At 70.7% G+C, this 14555-nt stretch carries 9 protein-coding genes; 1 reads left to right on the top strand and 8 read right to left on the bottom strand.

The window, feature by feature from the left end:
* Positions 1–3 precede the first annotated feature (3 nt).
* The 4 genes from ACQRWP_RS13410 to ACQRWP_RS13425 all read right to left on the bottom strand — a co-directional run bounded on the left by ACQRWP_RS13410 (position 4) and on the right by ACQRWP_RS13425 (position 7881).
* The gene (locus ACQRWP_RS13410) at positions 4–1680 is read right to left on the bottom strand and encodes an ABC transporter substrate-binding protein (protein WP_430502550.1); all 1677 of its coding nucleotides are present in this window, start codon (positions 1678–1680) and stop codon (positions 4–6) included.
* A 118-nt stretch (positions 1681–1798) separates the two neighbouring features.
* Entirely contained in the window at positions 1799–2986 is a 1188-nt protein-coding gene (locus ACQRWP_RS13415) for an MFS transporter (protein WP_430502551.1), read from the bottom strand.
* A 126-nt stretch (positions 2987–3112) separates the two neighbouring features.
* The gene (locus ACQRWP_RS13420) at positions 3113–7147 is read right to left on the bottom strand and encodes a discoidin domain-containing protein (protein ID WP_430502552.1); all 4035 of its coding nucleotides are present in this window, start codon (positions 7145–7147) and stop codon (positions 3113–3115) included.
* Between the two features lie 167 nt (positions 7148–7314).
* A complete protein-coding gene (locus tag ACQRWP_RS13425) occupies positions 7315–7881 on the bottom strand; it encodes a TetR/AcrR family transcriptional regulator (RefSeq protein WP_430502553.1) in 567 nt (188 codons plus the stop codon).
* 114 nt (positions 7882–7995) lie between these two features.
* Here ACQRWP_RS13425 and ACQRWP_RS13430 point away from each other — a divergent pair, with 114 nt between their 5' ends.
* Positions 7996–9396 (top strand): MFS transporter, encoded by a 1401-nt coding sequence (locus ACQRWP_RS13430; protein ID WP_430502554.1) that lies wholly within the window; start codon positions 7996–7998, stop codon positions 9394–9396.
* A 65-nt stretch (positions 9397–9461) separates the two neighbouring features.
* Here the strand turns inward: ACQRWP_RS13430 and ACQRWP_RS13435 are convergent, their stop codons facing one another.
* Genes ACQRWP_RS13435 through ACQRWP_RS13450 form a run of 4 tightly spaced genes read right to left on the bottom strand, consistent with a single transcriptional unit; the run spans position 9462 to position 14451 of the window.
* Complete coding sequence (locus tag ACQRWP_RS13435) at positions 9462–11396, bottom strand: Na+/H+ antiporter NhaA (RefSeq protein ID WP_430502555.1); 1935 nt, start codon at positions 11394–11396, stop codon at positions 9462–9464.
* Positions 11397–11439: 43 nt separating this feature from the next.
* Positions 11440–12945 (bottom strand): tripartite tricarboxylate transporter permease, encoded by a 1506-nt coding sequence (locus ACQRWP_RS13440; protein WP_430502556.1) that lies wholly within the window; start codon positions 12943–12945, stop codon positions 11440–11442.
* Between the two features lie 20 nt (positions 12946–12965).
* Complete coding sequence (locus tag ACQRWP_RS13445) at positions 12966–13427, bottom strand: tripartite tricarboxylate transporter TctB family protein (RefSeq protein ID WP_430502557.1); 462 nt, start codon at positions 13425–13427, stop codon at positions 12966–12968.
* A gap of 1 nt (position 13428) precedes the next feature.
* Complete coding sequence (locus tag ACQRWP_RS13450; RefSeq protein WP_430502558.1) at positions 13429–14451, bottom strand: tripartite tricarboxylate transporter substrate-binding protein; 1023 nt, start codon at positions 14449–14451, stop codon at positions 13429–13431.
* Positions 14452–14555 lie beyond the last annotated feature (104 nt).

Consider the following 14555-nt stretch of genomic DNA (forward strand, 5'->3'; position numbering starts at 1 on the left):
GGCCTACTTGCCGAAGCCGGCGAAGGCCGCCCGGATCACGCCGTCCGGGTAGACCTGAAGGCCCTGGATCTGCTTGCTGACGGCGGTCAGGTTGCGCTGCCGGTAGAGGTAGATCAGGGCGTCGTCCTGCTGCAGCAGGGTGACCGCCTGCCCGTACAGCTTCTTGCGCTCCTCGACGTCGCCGGCCTGCCGGGCCTGGGTCAACAGGGTGTCGAGCTGCGGGTTGCTGTAGCCGGCGACGTTCTGGCTGGCGCCGGTGCCGACGAAGTTCGTGATGTTGGCGTCCGGGTCGATCCGTCCGCTCCACCCCAGTTGCAGCAGCTCGAAGTTGCCGCGGTCCTGCTCGTCGAGGAGCGACGAGTACTCCACCGGGTTGATCTTCAGGTCGAATCCGCCGTCCTTGACCATGGACTGCAACGCCTGCGCGAGGCGCAGCGTGTCGGGGCTGTTCGAGGCGAGCATCGTCACCGTGTACGGCGTCTGCACGCCGGCCTCGGCCAGCAACTGCTTGGCCTTGGCGGGGTCGTGCGCCGGGCAGGTCTGCGCCTCAGGGGACGAGAACGTGCTCGCGGGTGAGATCGGCGAGCAGGCGGCGGCGTGCAGACCGTTGAAGACCGCGTCGACCAGGGCCTTGCGGTCGATGGCGTGCTCGAAGGCCTGCCGCACCTTGGCGTTCTGGGCGAGGGGGCGGTTGATGGGCTTGGCGGCGGTGCCGACGCCGTCGACGTTGCCGACGTTGATGGTCAGGCCCTGGTAGCCGAGGGACTGCGACTGGAGGACGGAGACCGCCGCGTCCTGCCGGAGCGAGGCGACGTCCTGGGTGGAGACCGAGTCGGCGACCTGCGCGTCACCGGAGCGCAGGTTGGCCGCGCGGATGCTGGCGTCGGTGAGGATCCGCCACGAGATGGCGTCCAGGTGCACCTTGCTCGCGTCGTAGTAGTTCGGGTCCCGCACCACCTCGATGGAGTTCTGCGGCACCCGCTTCGCGAACTTGAAGGGACCGACGCAGACCGGCGCCGAGGCGAAGTCGTCACCCCGGGTCCGCAGCGCCTGCGCACTCATGATCATGCCGGCCCGGTCGGCCAGGGCCCCGAGCAGCGGTGCGAACGGCTGCTTCAGCCGCAGCACGACGGTCTGCGCGTCCGGGGTGTCGACGCCGTCAATGGGGCCGAGTTCGCTCTTGCGCGCCGACCGGGCGTTGGTGAGGTGGCGTTGCAGGGTGGCCTTCACCGCGGCCGAGTCGAACGCCGTGCCGTCCGCGAAGCGCACGCCGGGCCGCAGCGGGATGGTCACCGTCCGGCCGTCGCCGCTCGTGGTGGGCAGGGCCGTCGCGAGCTGCGGTACGACCTGCGCCTGCTCGTTGACGTCGTAGAGCTTCTGGCACATGGCCTGGAAGACGTAGCGGGAGTAGAGGCTTCTCGACAGCGTCGGGTCCAGCGCGTCGGGCTCGGCGGAGAGGGCGATGACCAGCTTGCCGCCCTGCTTCACGGCGGCGGGGTCTGCGGGCGTACCGAAGGAATCCTGGCCTGCCGACTGGTTGCCACCGGACGGGTCGCCGCCTTCGTTGTTCGACACCGGTGAGCAGGCGACGACAGTGCAGACGACGGCGGCCGCCGCCACGGCGGCCCGGAGCACCCGGCGGCGGGGCAGGTTCATTTCGCGGACGGAGAGGTTCGTCATGGAGAGCTCCTCAAGTGGGCGATTCGGGGAGCGTATGTTGTATACGATGACCGCCGCAAGACCTCCGTGAATGGGCTCGCCAGGCACCCCGGGTGCCCTGAACAGGCCCGGCCGGTGATCAGCTCACGGGCCGTGTCCGGCCGCCCCGAACCAGGCTGAGCAGGACGACCAGCGCGAGCACCGCCACCACCGCGCTGAAGACCTCGCCGGCCGGGCGCAGACCGATCGTCTGGATCAGCAGACCGACCCCGACCGCGGGCACACCGAGCATGGCGAACAGGATGGCGAAGAAGGTCGACACCGCCTCGGCCCGGTGCTGTGGTTCGGTCTTCATCGTGATCGTCGCGATGCCGTCGCCGACCGCCACCCCGGACGCGACCCCGATGATCGCCGCGCTGATGAGCAGCGTTGTCAGCAACGCCATCCACATGCTGAACGCGAGCAGGCCCGCCCCCACGACCAGGCCGGCGCAGGCGCTGGCCAGCGCGGCGCGCGAGGACAGCACGCGGGTCAGCAGCTGACCGAACGCCGCGCCGGTGAACGCCACGAAGACCACCAGCGCGGCCAGGGTGTGTGAGGTCTCGTGCAGGACCATGCCGAGGAACAGCCCGCTCACCGACGTGAGCACCCCGAGGGCGGCGAAGCCCGCGCCAGCGGTGATCGCCGAGCGGACAAAGGCGCCGCGGATGGTGGCCGGCACGTGCAACCGCTGCACCCGCAGGGTCACCGGCGAGCGCTCCCGGACCGTCTCCGGCACCCCGCGCAGCGCGATGATCGCGATTACCGCCAGGATCAGCACGATCACCCAGGGCAGCCGGAGCGGATCGGGTGCCACGTCCGACACGATCCCGGACAGGAGGGTGCCGGTGGCCAGGCCGCCCAGGTTCGCGAAGATCGACACTGTGGCGGCACGCTTCGGGTGCCGAGGGTCGATCAGCTCCGCCAACGCCGCGGTCGCCGTGCCGATGATCAGTGCGGCGGACAGCCCGGCGAGGATCCGACCCACGATGATCATCGCCAGGTCCACGGCGGCCAGGAACACGGCGTCGGCGGCGACCGAGAGCAGCAGCGCGATGAGGATGACCGGGCGTCGGCCGATCTGGTCGGAGAGCCGACCGAAGACCAGCAGCCCGACCACGACTCCCAGCGCGTACAGCGCGTAGACCACGGTCACGGTCAACGACGAGAAGCCGAACTCCAGCTCGTAGAGCGGGTACAGCGGCGTCGGCACGGTGGTGCCCACGAGCGTGATCCAGAACGCGAACGCGACCCGCACCGCGCCGGACGTGGAACCGGACCGTGTCACACGTACAGCATGGATCTCGGTCCCGGGCCGAGGGGCGCTAACGAACCTAAACGCCCGCATCAGGTGGCAGCGCACGGGTCACGGTGGGAAGCGGAACCGCACGGCGCCGCTTCCCACCGCGTACTCCTAGGAGTTGTACGCCTGCGCGGTCACCGTGACCTGGCGGGCGAGGCCCGACCGCGCCGGCCAGGAGATCCGCACCTCGCGGCTCTCCCCCGGCAGGAGCCAGAAGTAGTTGTCGTCGTAGCGGGCCGGCAGGACCCGCTTACCGCGCTGGTCGCGCACGGCGAGCCGCACCAACGCGGCGACCGTACGACCCTGGTTGCGGACCGTCGTGGTGACGGTGTTGCGCCCGTCCACGACGCGCACAGTGCTCGACGACGTCGAGAGTCGGGTGCTCGGCACGTCGTTGAGCGCCCGCAACTGCTCTGCCTTGTCGTAGCGCCAGTAGGTGTTCTCCGCGAGCAGCCGGTCGCGGCTGTCCCGTAGCTCCAGTCGCACCAGGTGCAACCCGCCGCCGTCCGGCGCGGCGAGCGGGAAGACCGCCGTGGTGGCCGAGCGGGCCACGTCCACCCGCTGACGCTGGGGCGAACCCAGCGACCGGCCGCTCAGGTCGTAGCGTCGGGCGCTCACGGTGACCCCGCTGAGCGGGGCGGCGGTGTGGTTGACCACCCGGACCTGCCAGGTGCCCGGGTCGGCCTGGACGTGCACCGGTTCGCACCCCTTGCGGGCGCCGTAGTAGGCGCCGTTCACGTCGAGGTCGTAGTCGTAGGTCTGCCAGACCGTGCTGTGCCACGCCGGGTGCGACATCCACAGCAGCAGACCGGTGGCGTCCTGCCACAGGTTGGCGTTCCACGCCTCGAACATGGCGCGGTGGCTCTCGTAGTTGACGAACTGCGCCCGGGTGGCGAACTCGTCGAGTGAGTCGGACTCACCGAGTCGTGCGTCGATCGCCGCCTGGTACGTGCCGACGCGCTGGTTACCGATGGTCGACCAGTCGTGGTAGTTCCACACCTCGCCGATCGGCCACTCCGGCGCGTCACCGACGAGGTTGCGCATGCTCTCGACCACCGACACCACCGGCATGCCGATCTCGGTGTGGAAACCGAACGCGCCAGTGTCGTAGGTGTTCTTGTTGTTGTACGTCGCCGGCTCCACCCAGTGGTAGGGGCCGTGACCGCTGACGATGCCGCCGGCCGAGTTGGGGATGTAGAGGATCTCCGGGTGCTCGGTGGCCGCGGCCTGCTTGAGCCCGGCGTCCACGATCGGCGGCGGGTCACCCTCGTTCGCGCCGCACCACACCACGATGCTCGGGTGGTGGCGGAACCGCCGGATCGTGTCGGCGGCGATGTCGACATAGCCGGGCGGGTTGGGCAGGAACGCGCCCGCCTGCCAGAAGTCGTTCCACACCAGGATGCCCTGCTCGTCACAGGCCTGGTACAGCTCCTCGCGGTTGCTGCTGCCGAGCCAGTTGCGGATCATCGTGAAGTTCATGTCGCGGTGCATCTCGACCGTGTCGGCCAGCCGGTCGGGCAGCACCCGACGCAGCAGCTCGTCCCAGCCCCAGTTGCCGCCCCGGGCGAACACCGGCACACCGTTGACGCTGATCTTGAGTTGGGTGACGGCGTTGCTGACCGACTTCACGTCGGTCCACCGCTGCCCGTCATTCGAGACCTGGATGACGAAGTCGCGGGCGTACGCCTGCTCCCAGACGATGGTGACCTGGTCGAAGCTGACCGGAGTGCCGAGGTCGACCTGGATCCACTGGTTGTCCTCGAACTTCGACGACCACCGGGTGCGGGGGTTGCCGTCGACGGCCCGGTCCGGGCCGTTCGAGTCGCTGTCGGACGACGACGCGGTGGCGGTCCGGCGCAGGGCCAGGTCGACGTCCGGCTCGGCCTGCCGCTGCACCGAGAGGGCCCACATGGACACGCCCCACGAGGTCACCCGCGCGCCGGTCTGGATGCGCAGGTGCTGCGCGGTCTGGCTGGCGAACGTCTCGACCTGGGTGGCGCGGCTGCCCAGCGGGGTGTCGTTGCTGACCGACGTCACGTCGTTCCAGGCGTCCCCGTCGGCGGAGACCTGCACGCGGTAGTCCAGCGCGTACGCCTGCTCCCACACGATGGTGACCCGGTCGAAGTCGACCGCCGCGCCGAGGTCGACCTGGATCCACTGGTCGTCCTCGGCCTGCGAGGCCCAGCGGGTCGCCACGTCGCCGTCGACGGCCTTGCCGGGACCGTTGCCCTCGTTCTCCGACGACGACGCGGTGGCGTCGCGGCGCAGGGCGAGATCCGGGCCGGTGCCGTCGGCCACCGACAGCGAGAACATCGAGATGCCCCAACCGGTGGCGCGCTGGCCGGCCTGGATGCGCACGTGCCGGGCGTGCTGCCGGTCGAACGTGACAGTCTGGGTCGCCGCGCCGTCGACGAACTCCAGCGCGGGCTTTCCGGGCGGCGAGATGACGATCGGCTGGTGCCAGTCGTAGGCGAACTCGCGGATACCGAAGCGGAGCGCACGCCGGTCGCTGGCCGCGCGCTTGACGGTGGCGGTGAGCGTGAGGTCGTACAGGTGGGGGTCACCGTAGCCGTTGGGCCACCAGAGCCGGGGGTTGCGCAGCCGCAGCGCGCGGAAGCGCTCCGGGGTGAAGGTGACTGTGGTGCTCCCGCCGGCGGGGACGGTCACTGTGGACTCGACGCGTACCTTGTCGAACTCCGCGCGGACCGTGACCGTGGTGGCGCTGGCCGCCGCGTTGCGGACCGGCACCCGGATGGTGACCTCGGCGGTGTCGGTGCCGGGCAGGTCGGGCAGCGTGGTCTGCACGTGCGGGTCGCCGATGACCACGGCGCCGGTGCTGCGCAGGCGGACGTGGTCCCAGAGGCCGGTGACCCGGTCGCGGACGGCCGGCATCCAGTCCCACCCGGACACCGCCAGGTAGGTCGGCGCGTCGAGGTAGTGGTGGGCCGACTGGAGGAAGGTGCGACCGTCGGGGCCCTTGTCGCCGGGGGTGCCCGGGTGCGGCATCGGGGTGACCCGGACGGCGAGGACGTGCTCGCCACGCTGGCCGGCCAACGCGTCGGTGATGTCGAAGGCCGCCCGCGCGAACGGGTGCTTGACGCTGCCGACCTGCACGCCGTTGACCCAGGCGGTCGCCTCGTGGTTGATCCCGTCGAACTCCAGCCAGATCCGTCGGCCGGCCGAGGTGTCCAGGTCGCGCGGCAGCCGCAGCGCGCGCCGGTACCACCAGGTGTGCCGGGACAGCGCCTCCGGGATGCGCATGTTGTTGAAGCCGGCCACCGGGTCGGGCAGGTGGCCCTGCTCGACCAGGGTGCCCAGCACGGTGCCGGGCACCGTCGCCGGCAGCCAGGATCGGACGTCGACGCCGGCGCGGGAGAGTTCGGCGCCGTCGGCGGTGCCGGCGAAGTCGTCCATCGTCAACGACCAGCCCGACTCCAGTGGCACGGTGCCGTCGGCGGCGACCCGCAGCTCGGGGGCCGGGCCGGTGTTGCCGCCCTCCCAACTGGTCCAGCCCTCGGCCTTCGGCCGGCCGGCCAGCGGTACGCCGTAGACCTGGAAGCCGTTGAGGCCCACCGGGTTGCTGTTCGAGCGCTTCGTGGCGGTCATCCGGATCCACCGGGCGGTGACCGGCTCGGGCAGCTTGATGGTCTGCGTGCCGCCCTGGCCCTCGCTGGTCTCGTACACCGACCGCCAGGCACGGCCGTCGGTGGAGACCTCGATCCGGTACGCCGTCGCGGCGCTGGAGAGGATCTCGTCGCCGTCGGTGTCGGTGTAGTTGCCGTCGAACGGCCCGTCGGTGAGCGTGGCCTCGAAGACCAGGGAGACGGCCTCGATCCGGCACAGCGCCTGGAGGTCCACCGAGATCCACTGGGGATCGCCGTTGGCGGCGCGCCATCCACTCCCGCGGACGCCGACCTGCGGCAGGCCGTCCACGGCGAAGGTGGCCGGCGTCGGCGCGTAGTCGGTCGAGGAGACCGCCACCGGGCGGTACCGCGCGAGGTCGGTGGCGGTCGGGGTGGCGGTCGGCGCCGGCACGGCGGCGGACGCGAGGGCGTCCGGGAGGGCCGCGGTCACCCCGACCGACGCCAGCAGCGTCGCGCCGGCGGAGAGGAAGGTACGCCGTGAGACCGGCGATGGCTCGGACATCTTGCCTCCAGACATGACAACGTTGTCAGATGGCGGGGGTCTGTGACAACGTTGTCAGATGGTGGCCCGATGTTTCCCGAGAGTCAAGGGTCCGAGTCCACCGTGATTCCCCGAACACGTTCCGCAGCTGTTCCACTTCGGACATCGACGCGCGGGCAGGCCTGGGGTCACTCCGGCTGCGTGCTCAGCCCGTCCAGGGCGACCGCGAGCACGTGATCGCGCTGGTCGGCGCGGGGGAAGTGCCCGGAGGCGATGGCGCTGGTCAGGCGCATGACGTCGTCGATCGTCACGTCGGCGCGCACCTCACGCGCCCGCTGGGCCCGCTCCAGCAGCGGCCCACCGGCGGCGTAGAGCGCCCGCCGACACTCCAGGTAGGCGGTGGACTCCCGGTTCAGGCCGGCGGCCAGCGGCCGCTTCGCCCCGATGTACTCCACGAAGCGCCGCAGCCACGCGTACAGGCCGTCGCGGGGGGCGAGCCTCTCCGCCTCCCCGGCGGTCGCGCACACCGCCTCGACCTCGCTGACGTAGACGTTCTCGATCAGCACCTCGCGGGTCGGGAAGTTGCGGTAGAGCGTCGCGATGCCCACTCCGGCCCGGCGGGCGATCTCCTCCAGCGGAGCCTCCGCGCCCTGCTCGGCGAAGGCGACCCGGGCCGCCGCCAGGATCGCGTCGTAGTTGCGGGCGGCGTCGGCCCGGTGCGGGCGGGCCACGCGCAGGTGGGTGAGGGCCGTCACGATGCCGATGTCTCCCAGCGCTAGCAACCGGAGGCCGGCTATCACTAGAGTGATAGTGCGCCTCCACTTATTCGGAGGTCTCCTATCAGTCTAGCCCGAAAGAAGGCGGACACCATGTCTCCGACTCCCGCTTCCCGTCGCGGGATCGCCCTGGCGCTCATCCTCGGCTCGCAGCTGATGATGACGCTGGACACCTCGATCATCACGACCGCGCTGCCGCACGTGCAGCGGCAGTTCGGCTTCTCCCAGTCCGGGCTCTCCTGGGTGCAGAACGCCTATGTCCTGGCGTTCGGCGGCCTGCTCCTGCTCGGCGCCCGAGCCGGTGACCTGCTCGGCCGCCGCCGCATCTTCCTCGCCGGGATCACAGTGTTCACCGCGGCGTCCCTCGCCGCCGGCCTCGCCCAGGGCGGCAGCTGGCTGATCGCCGCCCGCGTCGTGCAGGGTCTGGCCGCCGCGCTCGCGGTGCCCTCCACGCTCGCGCTGCTGGTCGCCGACCACCCCCAACCGGGGGCCCGAGCCAGGGTGATCGCCCTCTACAGCGCGGTCATCGGCGCCGGTGGCAGCGTCGGCATCGTCATCGGCGGCGTCTTCACCGACCTGCTCTCCTGGCGCTGGGGAATGCTCGTCAACGTGCCGATCGGCATCGCCATCGCGCTGCTCGCACCACGGTTCCTGGTCGAGACCGAACGCCGCGCCGGCACGTTCGACCTCGGCGGGGCGCTGACCTCCACCGGCGGCATGACCGCCCTGGTGTACGGCTTCATCCAGGCCGCCGCGGCCGGCTGGAGCGCACCGGGCACCGTTGTCTCGTTGGGCCTCAGCGCCGTCCTCCTGACCGCCTTCGCGCTGATCGAACACCGGGCACCGCAGCCCATCACCCCACTACGACTCTTCAGCAGCCTGGAGCGCTCCGGGGCGTACGCCGGGCGGATCCTCATCGTCGGCGCGACCTTCTCCACCTTCTACTTCCTCAGCCAGTACCTACAGGAGGTGCTGCACCTCAGCGCCCTACAGACCGGCTTCGCGTACGTGCCCATCACCGGCATGTTCTTCGCCATGGTGTACGCCATCCGGCCCCTGCAGAACCGGCTCGGCCGTCCCATCCTGCTGGTGGCGTCCCTCGTTCTCGCGCTCGTCGGCATGGCGTGGCTGTCGCGCATCTCGACCGGCTCCAGCTACTTCCCGGACGTGCTGCTGCCTCTGCTGGTGATCGGAATCGGCCAGGGCATCGCCATCATCCTGATGACCCAGGGCGGCGTCGCCGGAGTCGAACCGCAGGACGCCGGCGCCGCGTCCGGCCTCGTCAACGTCGCCCACCAACTCGGCGGCTCACTCGGCATCGCGATCCTCACCATCGCGTACACCCGGGCCAGCTCCCCCACCGACCCGACGGCCGGCTTCCACGCGGCCTTCACCGGCGCGGACGTCTTCTTCCTGATCGCCCTGGCCCTGGCCGTCGTCGTGGCCGTCGCGGGCCGCCGCGCCGCCCGGCTCGCCGCCCTCCCCACCACCTGAACGCCCTCGCGGACGCCGGGTCGAGCGGGGAAGCAGGGCCGCGGATCGATTGTGCGGCCGCGCGGTCAGCTCGCCGGCCCGGCCGCGCGGCGCCCGGGGCCCCGAGGGTGGTACTCGGGGCGAAGCTTCGCGCTCGCGAACGCCGCCTTCACCGCCGCCGAGAGCGCGGCGATGTCGTACGCGCCGTGGTGTCGCCGGCCGTTGATGAAGAAGGTCGGGGTGCCGGTGACGCCGCTGAGGTCGGCGGAGTCGACGTCCTCGGCGATCCGGTCCACGCCCATCCGCTTCACCATGTGCTCCCGGAACCCGTCCAGGTCCAGACCGAGTTGTTCGGCGTAGCCGAGCACCTCGACGGGGTCGAGAGCGTCCTGGTGGGCGAGCAGCAGGTCGTGCATCTCCCAGAACGCGCCCTGCTCCCCCGCCGCCTCGGCCGCCTCGGCGGCGAGTTGGGCATGCGGGTGGACGTCGGTGAGCGGCAGGTGCCGCCAGACGTACCGGATGTTGGCGAAGTCCGCCAACAGCTCCCGGACCACCGGCTCGGCCTGCCCGCAGTAGGGGCACTCGAAGTCGCCGTACTCCACCACCGTCACCGGCGCATCCAGCGACCCGCGCAGGTGGTCGCGATCGGCGTCGACCGGCAGCATCAGGTCGACAATTCCCTCGGTGACGCCCAGCAGCGCACGGGTCCGCCGCGCCGGCGAGAGCCGTCCGACGGAGCGGAACACCAGCCAGGTGACGAGGGACGCGCCGAGCGTCGCCACGATGATGCCGAACTTCGCCTCGTCCAGGGCCGGGCCGCTCAGGGCGTGGGTGGCGATCAGGAGCGCGACGGTGAACCCGATCCCGGAGATCGTGCCGACCCCGACGACGGCAACCCAGCCGACGGGTGGCCGGAACCGGTTGCCGCTGAGCCGGGTCACCAGCCACGCGGTGGCCACGATCCCGGCCGGCTTGCCGACGACGTACGCGACCACGACCCCGAGCGTGACCGGTGAGGTAACGGCCCTGGCCAGCAGGTCGCCGTCGATCACGATGCCGGCGTTGACCAGCGCGAAGAGCGGCACCACCACGTAGCTCGCCAACGGGTGGTAGAGCGTCTGCAGCCGCTCGTTCGGCGACAGCGCCGAGGTGAGCCCGGCCCGGGCCATCCGGGCGAGTTGCGGGGTGGGCTGCTCCCGGAAGAGGCGGAACTGGTCGCTGGCCCGCTGCAGGTCGCCGCGGCCGGGAGCGTAGGCGTAGGTCAGCAACCCCATCACCAGGCCCACCGCGACCGGGTCGACACCGGACATCGAGACGGCGAGCCAGGCCGCCACCCCGAGCAGCGCGTAGACCGGCCCGAACCGCACCCCGCAGCCGCGGACGAGCAGCACGACACCGAAGATCGCCGCCGCGACGATAAGCGCCGTCAGCGAGGGGTGATGCGGGTACGCGATGGCCAGCACCGCGATCGCCACCACATCGTCGACGACGGCGACGGTCAGCAGGAAACCCCGCAGCCGTTCCGAGAAGCGCGGCCCGAAGACGGCCAGCGCGCCGAGCGCGAGCGCCGTGTCGGTGGCCATCACCGCACCCCAGCCCGCCGCGGTGGTGTGCCCGGCGTTGATGGCGAGGTAGATCGCGATCGGCACGAGCATGCCGCCGACCCCGGCCAGCATCGGCAATGCCAACCGACGCCGCTCCCGCAACTCGCCGATGTCAAACTCGCGCCGCAACTCCAGCCCGGCGACCAGGAAGAAGAACGTCATGAGCCCGCTGTTGACCCAGAAACGCAGGTCATGTGACACGCGCCAGTCGCCGAGCTGGATCGAGAAGGAGGTACTCCAGACGGACTCGTAGGACGATTCGCTGAGATTCGCCCAGACGAGAGCCGCCACCGCGGCGATCAGCACCACCCGCGCGCCACCGGTCTCGGTCCGCAGGAACGAGCGCAGCGGGGCGTTGAACCGCCTGTCCCAGACGGTCCGGCTGGTCCAGCCCCGCGGCGTGTTGTCGCTCGTCACGGGAACAATCTTCGTCGACCTGACCGTCACGTGGTTCGGATTGCTAGTCCTCCTCGGCGAAGACGGCCGCGCGGCGTCGGCGGATCGTCGGCAGGACGGCGACGACGAGCGCGACGACGGCCAGGGCCAGCAGCGCCGCGGAGATCGGTCGGGTCAGGAAGACCGACGGGTCGCCACGGGAGATGATGAGCGCGCGGCGCAGGTTCTCCTCGAGCAGCGGGCCGAGGACGAAGCCGAGCAGCAGGGGCGCCGGCTCGCAGCCGCACTTGATCAGGATGTAGCCCAGGATCCCGAAGAACGCGATCGCGTAGACGTCGTACGCGTTGGAGTTCAGTGAGTAGGTGCCGATCGCCGCGAACAGGATGATCATCGGGAAGAGCACCTGGTATGGAATGCGCAGCATGCGCACCCAGAGGCCGATCAGCGGCAGGTTCAGCAGCAACAGGAGCACGTTGCCGATCCACATCGACGCGATCAGGCCCCAGAACAGCGCCGGCTCCTCGTTGATGACGTTCGGGCCCGGGGTGATGCCGTGGACGATGAACGCGCCGATCATCAGTGCCATCACCGGGTGGGCGGGCAGGCCCAGGGTGAGCAGCGGGATGAACGACGTCTGCGCGGCGGCGTTGTTCGCCGACTCGGGGCCGGCGACGCCCTCGATCGCGCCCCGCCCGAACTCCTCCGGTCGCTTTGAGATGCGCTTCTCGACCGCGTACGAGGTGAACGAGGCCAGCACGTGGCCGCCGCCGGGCAGCACACCGAGCGCGGCGCCGAGACCAGTGCCCCGCAGGATCGGGGCGACGATCCGACGCCGGTCCTCACGGGTCGGCCAGAGGTTGGTCACCTTGCTGACGATCGCCGTGCGGGTCTGCTCGTTCTCCAGGTTGCGCAGGATCTCGGCCACCCCGAACAGGCCCACGGCGACCGACACGAAGTCGATGCCGCCGTACAGCTCGCGCTGCTCGAACACGAAGCGGGGTGTTCCGGTGTAGATGTCCTGGCCGACAGTGCCGAGCAGCACGCCGAGCGCGATCATCGCCAGTGCCTTGAGCGCCGTGCCCCGCGCCAGCGCGATCGACACGATCAGGCCGAACAGCACGAGCGAGAAGTAGTCGGCCGGGCCGAACTTCAACGCGACACTGGCCAGCGGCGGAGCCGCGGCGGCCAGCACCACGGTGGCGACCGTACCCGCGACGAAGGACCCGATCGCCGCGGCCGCCAGGGCGGGGCCGGCGCGGCCCTGGCGGGCCATCTCGTGCCCGTCCAGCGCGGTGACCGCCGCGGACGACTCACCGGGCAGGTTGATCAGGATGGCGGTCGTCGAGCCGCCGTACTGTGCCCCGTAGTAGATGCCGGCGAGCATGATCAGCGCGGTGACCGGCTCGAAGCTGAACGTGATCGGCAGCAGCATCGCCACCGTGGCCGTCGGCCCGATGCCGGGCAGCACGCCGACCGCGGTCCCGAGCAGCACTCCCACGAAGCAGTAGAGGACGTTCTGGACCAGCAGGGCCGTCGAGAAGCCCAGCGCGAGGTTGTCGAGGAGTTCCATGCCTCAATCCGGTTGCCGCGTCAGAACCCCAGCCAGGGGCCCCACAGCGGGATCCGCAGCTGAAGTCCGACGACGAAGATGAGCGTGCTGGCCACTGTCAGCCCGGCGGCCACGGCCACCGCCGTGAGCAGCCGTACGCGGGCGCTGGCCAGGGTGGTGAGCAGTGCGGTCACCGCTGTGGTCGGTACGAACCCGAGTCGCCGGATGGTGAACCCGAAGAACAGGATCGCGAGCACGACGACGGCGACCGCTCGCCACGGGATCGGCCCGAACGAGATCACCTCGCCGGCGATGAGCCCCTTGCCGGCGATCGCCAGGCCCAGGGCGACCACGGCCGCGCCGACCAGCAGCGGGAAGGCGCCCGGGCCCATCCGGGTCGGGGTGCCCAGCTCGTAGCCGAGCGCCCCCACCACGAATGCGCCACCGATCAGGACGAAGATCCCCCCGGCGAGGACGTCCGGGAACGACCGACGGCGCTCCACCTCAGGAGACCTTGACCCCGGAGTCGGCAATGATCTTCGCCCAGGTGCCGAGCTGCTCGTCGAGCTTCGCCCGGTGCGCGTCCGGGGTCGCGTCCTGGGCCGGCACCGGCGCGGTGCCCAGCTTGGCCATCTGGTCGATGACCTTCTGGTCGGCCAGGGCCACCTTCAACGCCTCGGACAGCTTCTGGACGATCTCCGGCGGCGTGTCGGCCGGAACGTAGAGACCGTGCCAGACGCTGACCTTCAGCTGCGGCAGCCCGGCCTCGGTGGTGGTGGGCAGGTCGGGAAGGCTCTTCACCCGCTCGGGGGTGGTGACCGCGTACGCCTTCACCTTCCCCGCGGCGATCTGGCCGCTGGTGTTTGTCGTCTGGTCGCACATGAAGTCGACCTGGCCGCCGACGAGGTCGGTCAGCGCGGGACCGGTGCCCTGGTACGGGACCTCCTGGAGCTTCACACCTGTGGTGCTCTGGAACAGCAGACCGCACAGGTGCGACGCGGCACCGATGCCGGCGTTGGCCAGAGTGACCTTGTTGGCGTTCGCCTTCACGTGGGTCACGAGGTCCTGGAGGGTCGCGGGCGCGAAGTCCTTACGAGCGACGATCGTCATCGGCACCTCGGTGACGAGCCCGACCGTCTCGAAGTCCTCCAGGGGCTTGTATCCCAGGCTCTTGTAGAGGGCGGGCGCCGTCGACATCCCGATGTGGTGCATGAGCACCGCGTAGCCGTCCGGCTTGGCCCGCGCGACGTCGCCGGCGCCGACCGTGCCGCCGGCACCCTCGACATTCTGGACGACGATCTTGCCGCCGAGCTTCGCGGCCATCGGCTCGGCGATCATGCGGGTGACCGTGTCCGTCGGGCCGCCCGCGCTGAACGGCACGACGATCGTGATGTTCTCGTCCGGGTAATTCGCGGCGTCCCCTCCGCCGGCGGCGCCTCCGTTGCCGGAACAGGCGGCGGCGAGCGAGACGACACCGATCGCGGCGATCATCCGCGCGGTGGCCCGGTATCTGCTGGTCGTTGGCATACGGCGACCTCCCCATCAACGCATGGACATCCCTCGGCACGTCAGTGGCCCCCAGTCTGGGCTGGTCGGGGCACGGATGGTGTCAGAAAAATCCCAAGAACCCG

It is taken from the genome of Micromonospora trifolii (assembly GCF_050516465.1).
In the GTDB taxonomy this organism is placed as follows: Bacteria; Actinomycetota; Actinomycetes; order Mycobacteriales; family Micromonosporaceae; genus Micromonospora; species Micromonospora trifolii.

Excerpts from the sequence above, each read along its gene's own strand:
- ACQRWP_RS13430 (WP_430502554.1), top strand. The coding sequence starts at position 7,996 with ATGTCTCCGACTCCCGCTTCCCGTCGCGGGATCGCCCTGGCGCTCATC.
- ACQRWP_RS13440 (WP_430502556.1), bottom strand. The coding sequence starts at position 12,945 with ATGGAACTCCTCGACAACCTCGCGCTGGGCTTCTCGACGGCCCTGCTG.
- ACQRWP_RS13450 (WP_430502558.1), bottom strand. The coding sequence starts at position 14,451 with ATGCCAACGACCAGCAGATACCGGGCCACCGCGCGGATGATCGCCGCG.
- ACQRWP_RS13410 (WP_430502550.1), bottom strand. The coding sequence starts at position 1,680 with ATGACGAACCTCTCCGTCCGCGAAATGAACCTGCCCCGCCGCCGGGTG.
- ACQRWP_RS13420 (WP_430502552.1), bottom strand. The coding sequence starts at position 7,147 with ATGTCCGAGCCATCGCCGGTCTCACGGCGTACCTTCCTCTCCGCCGGC.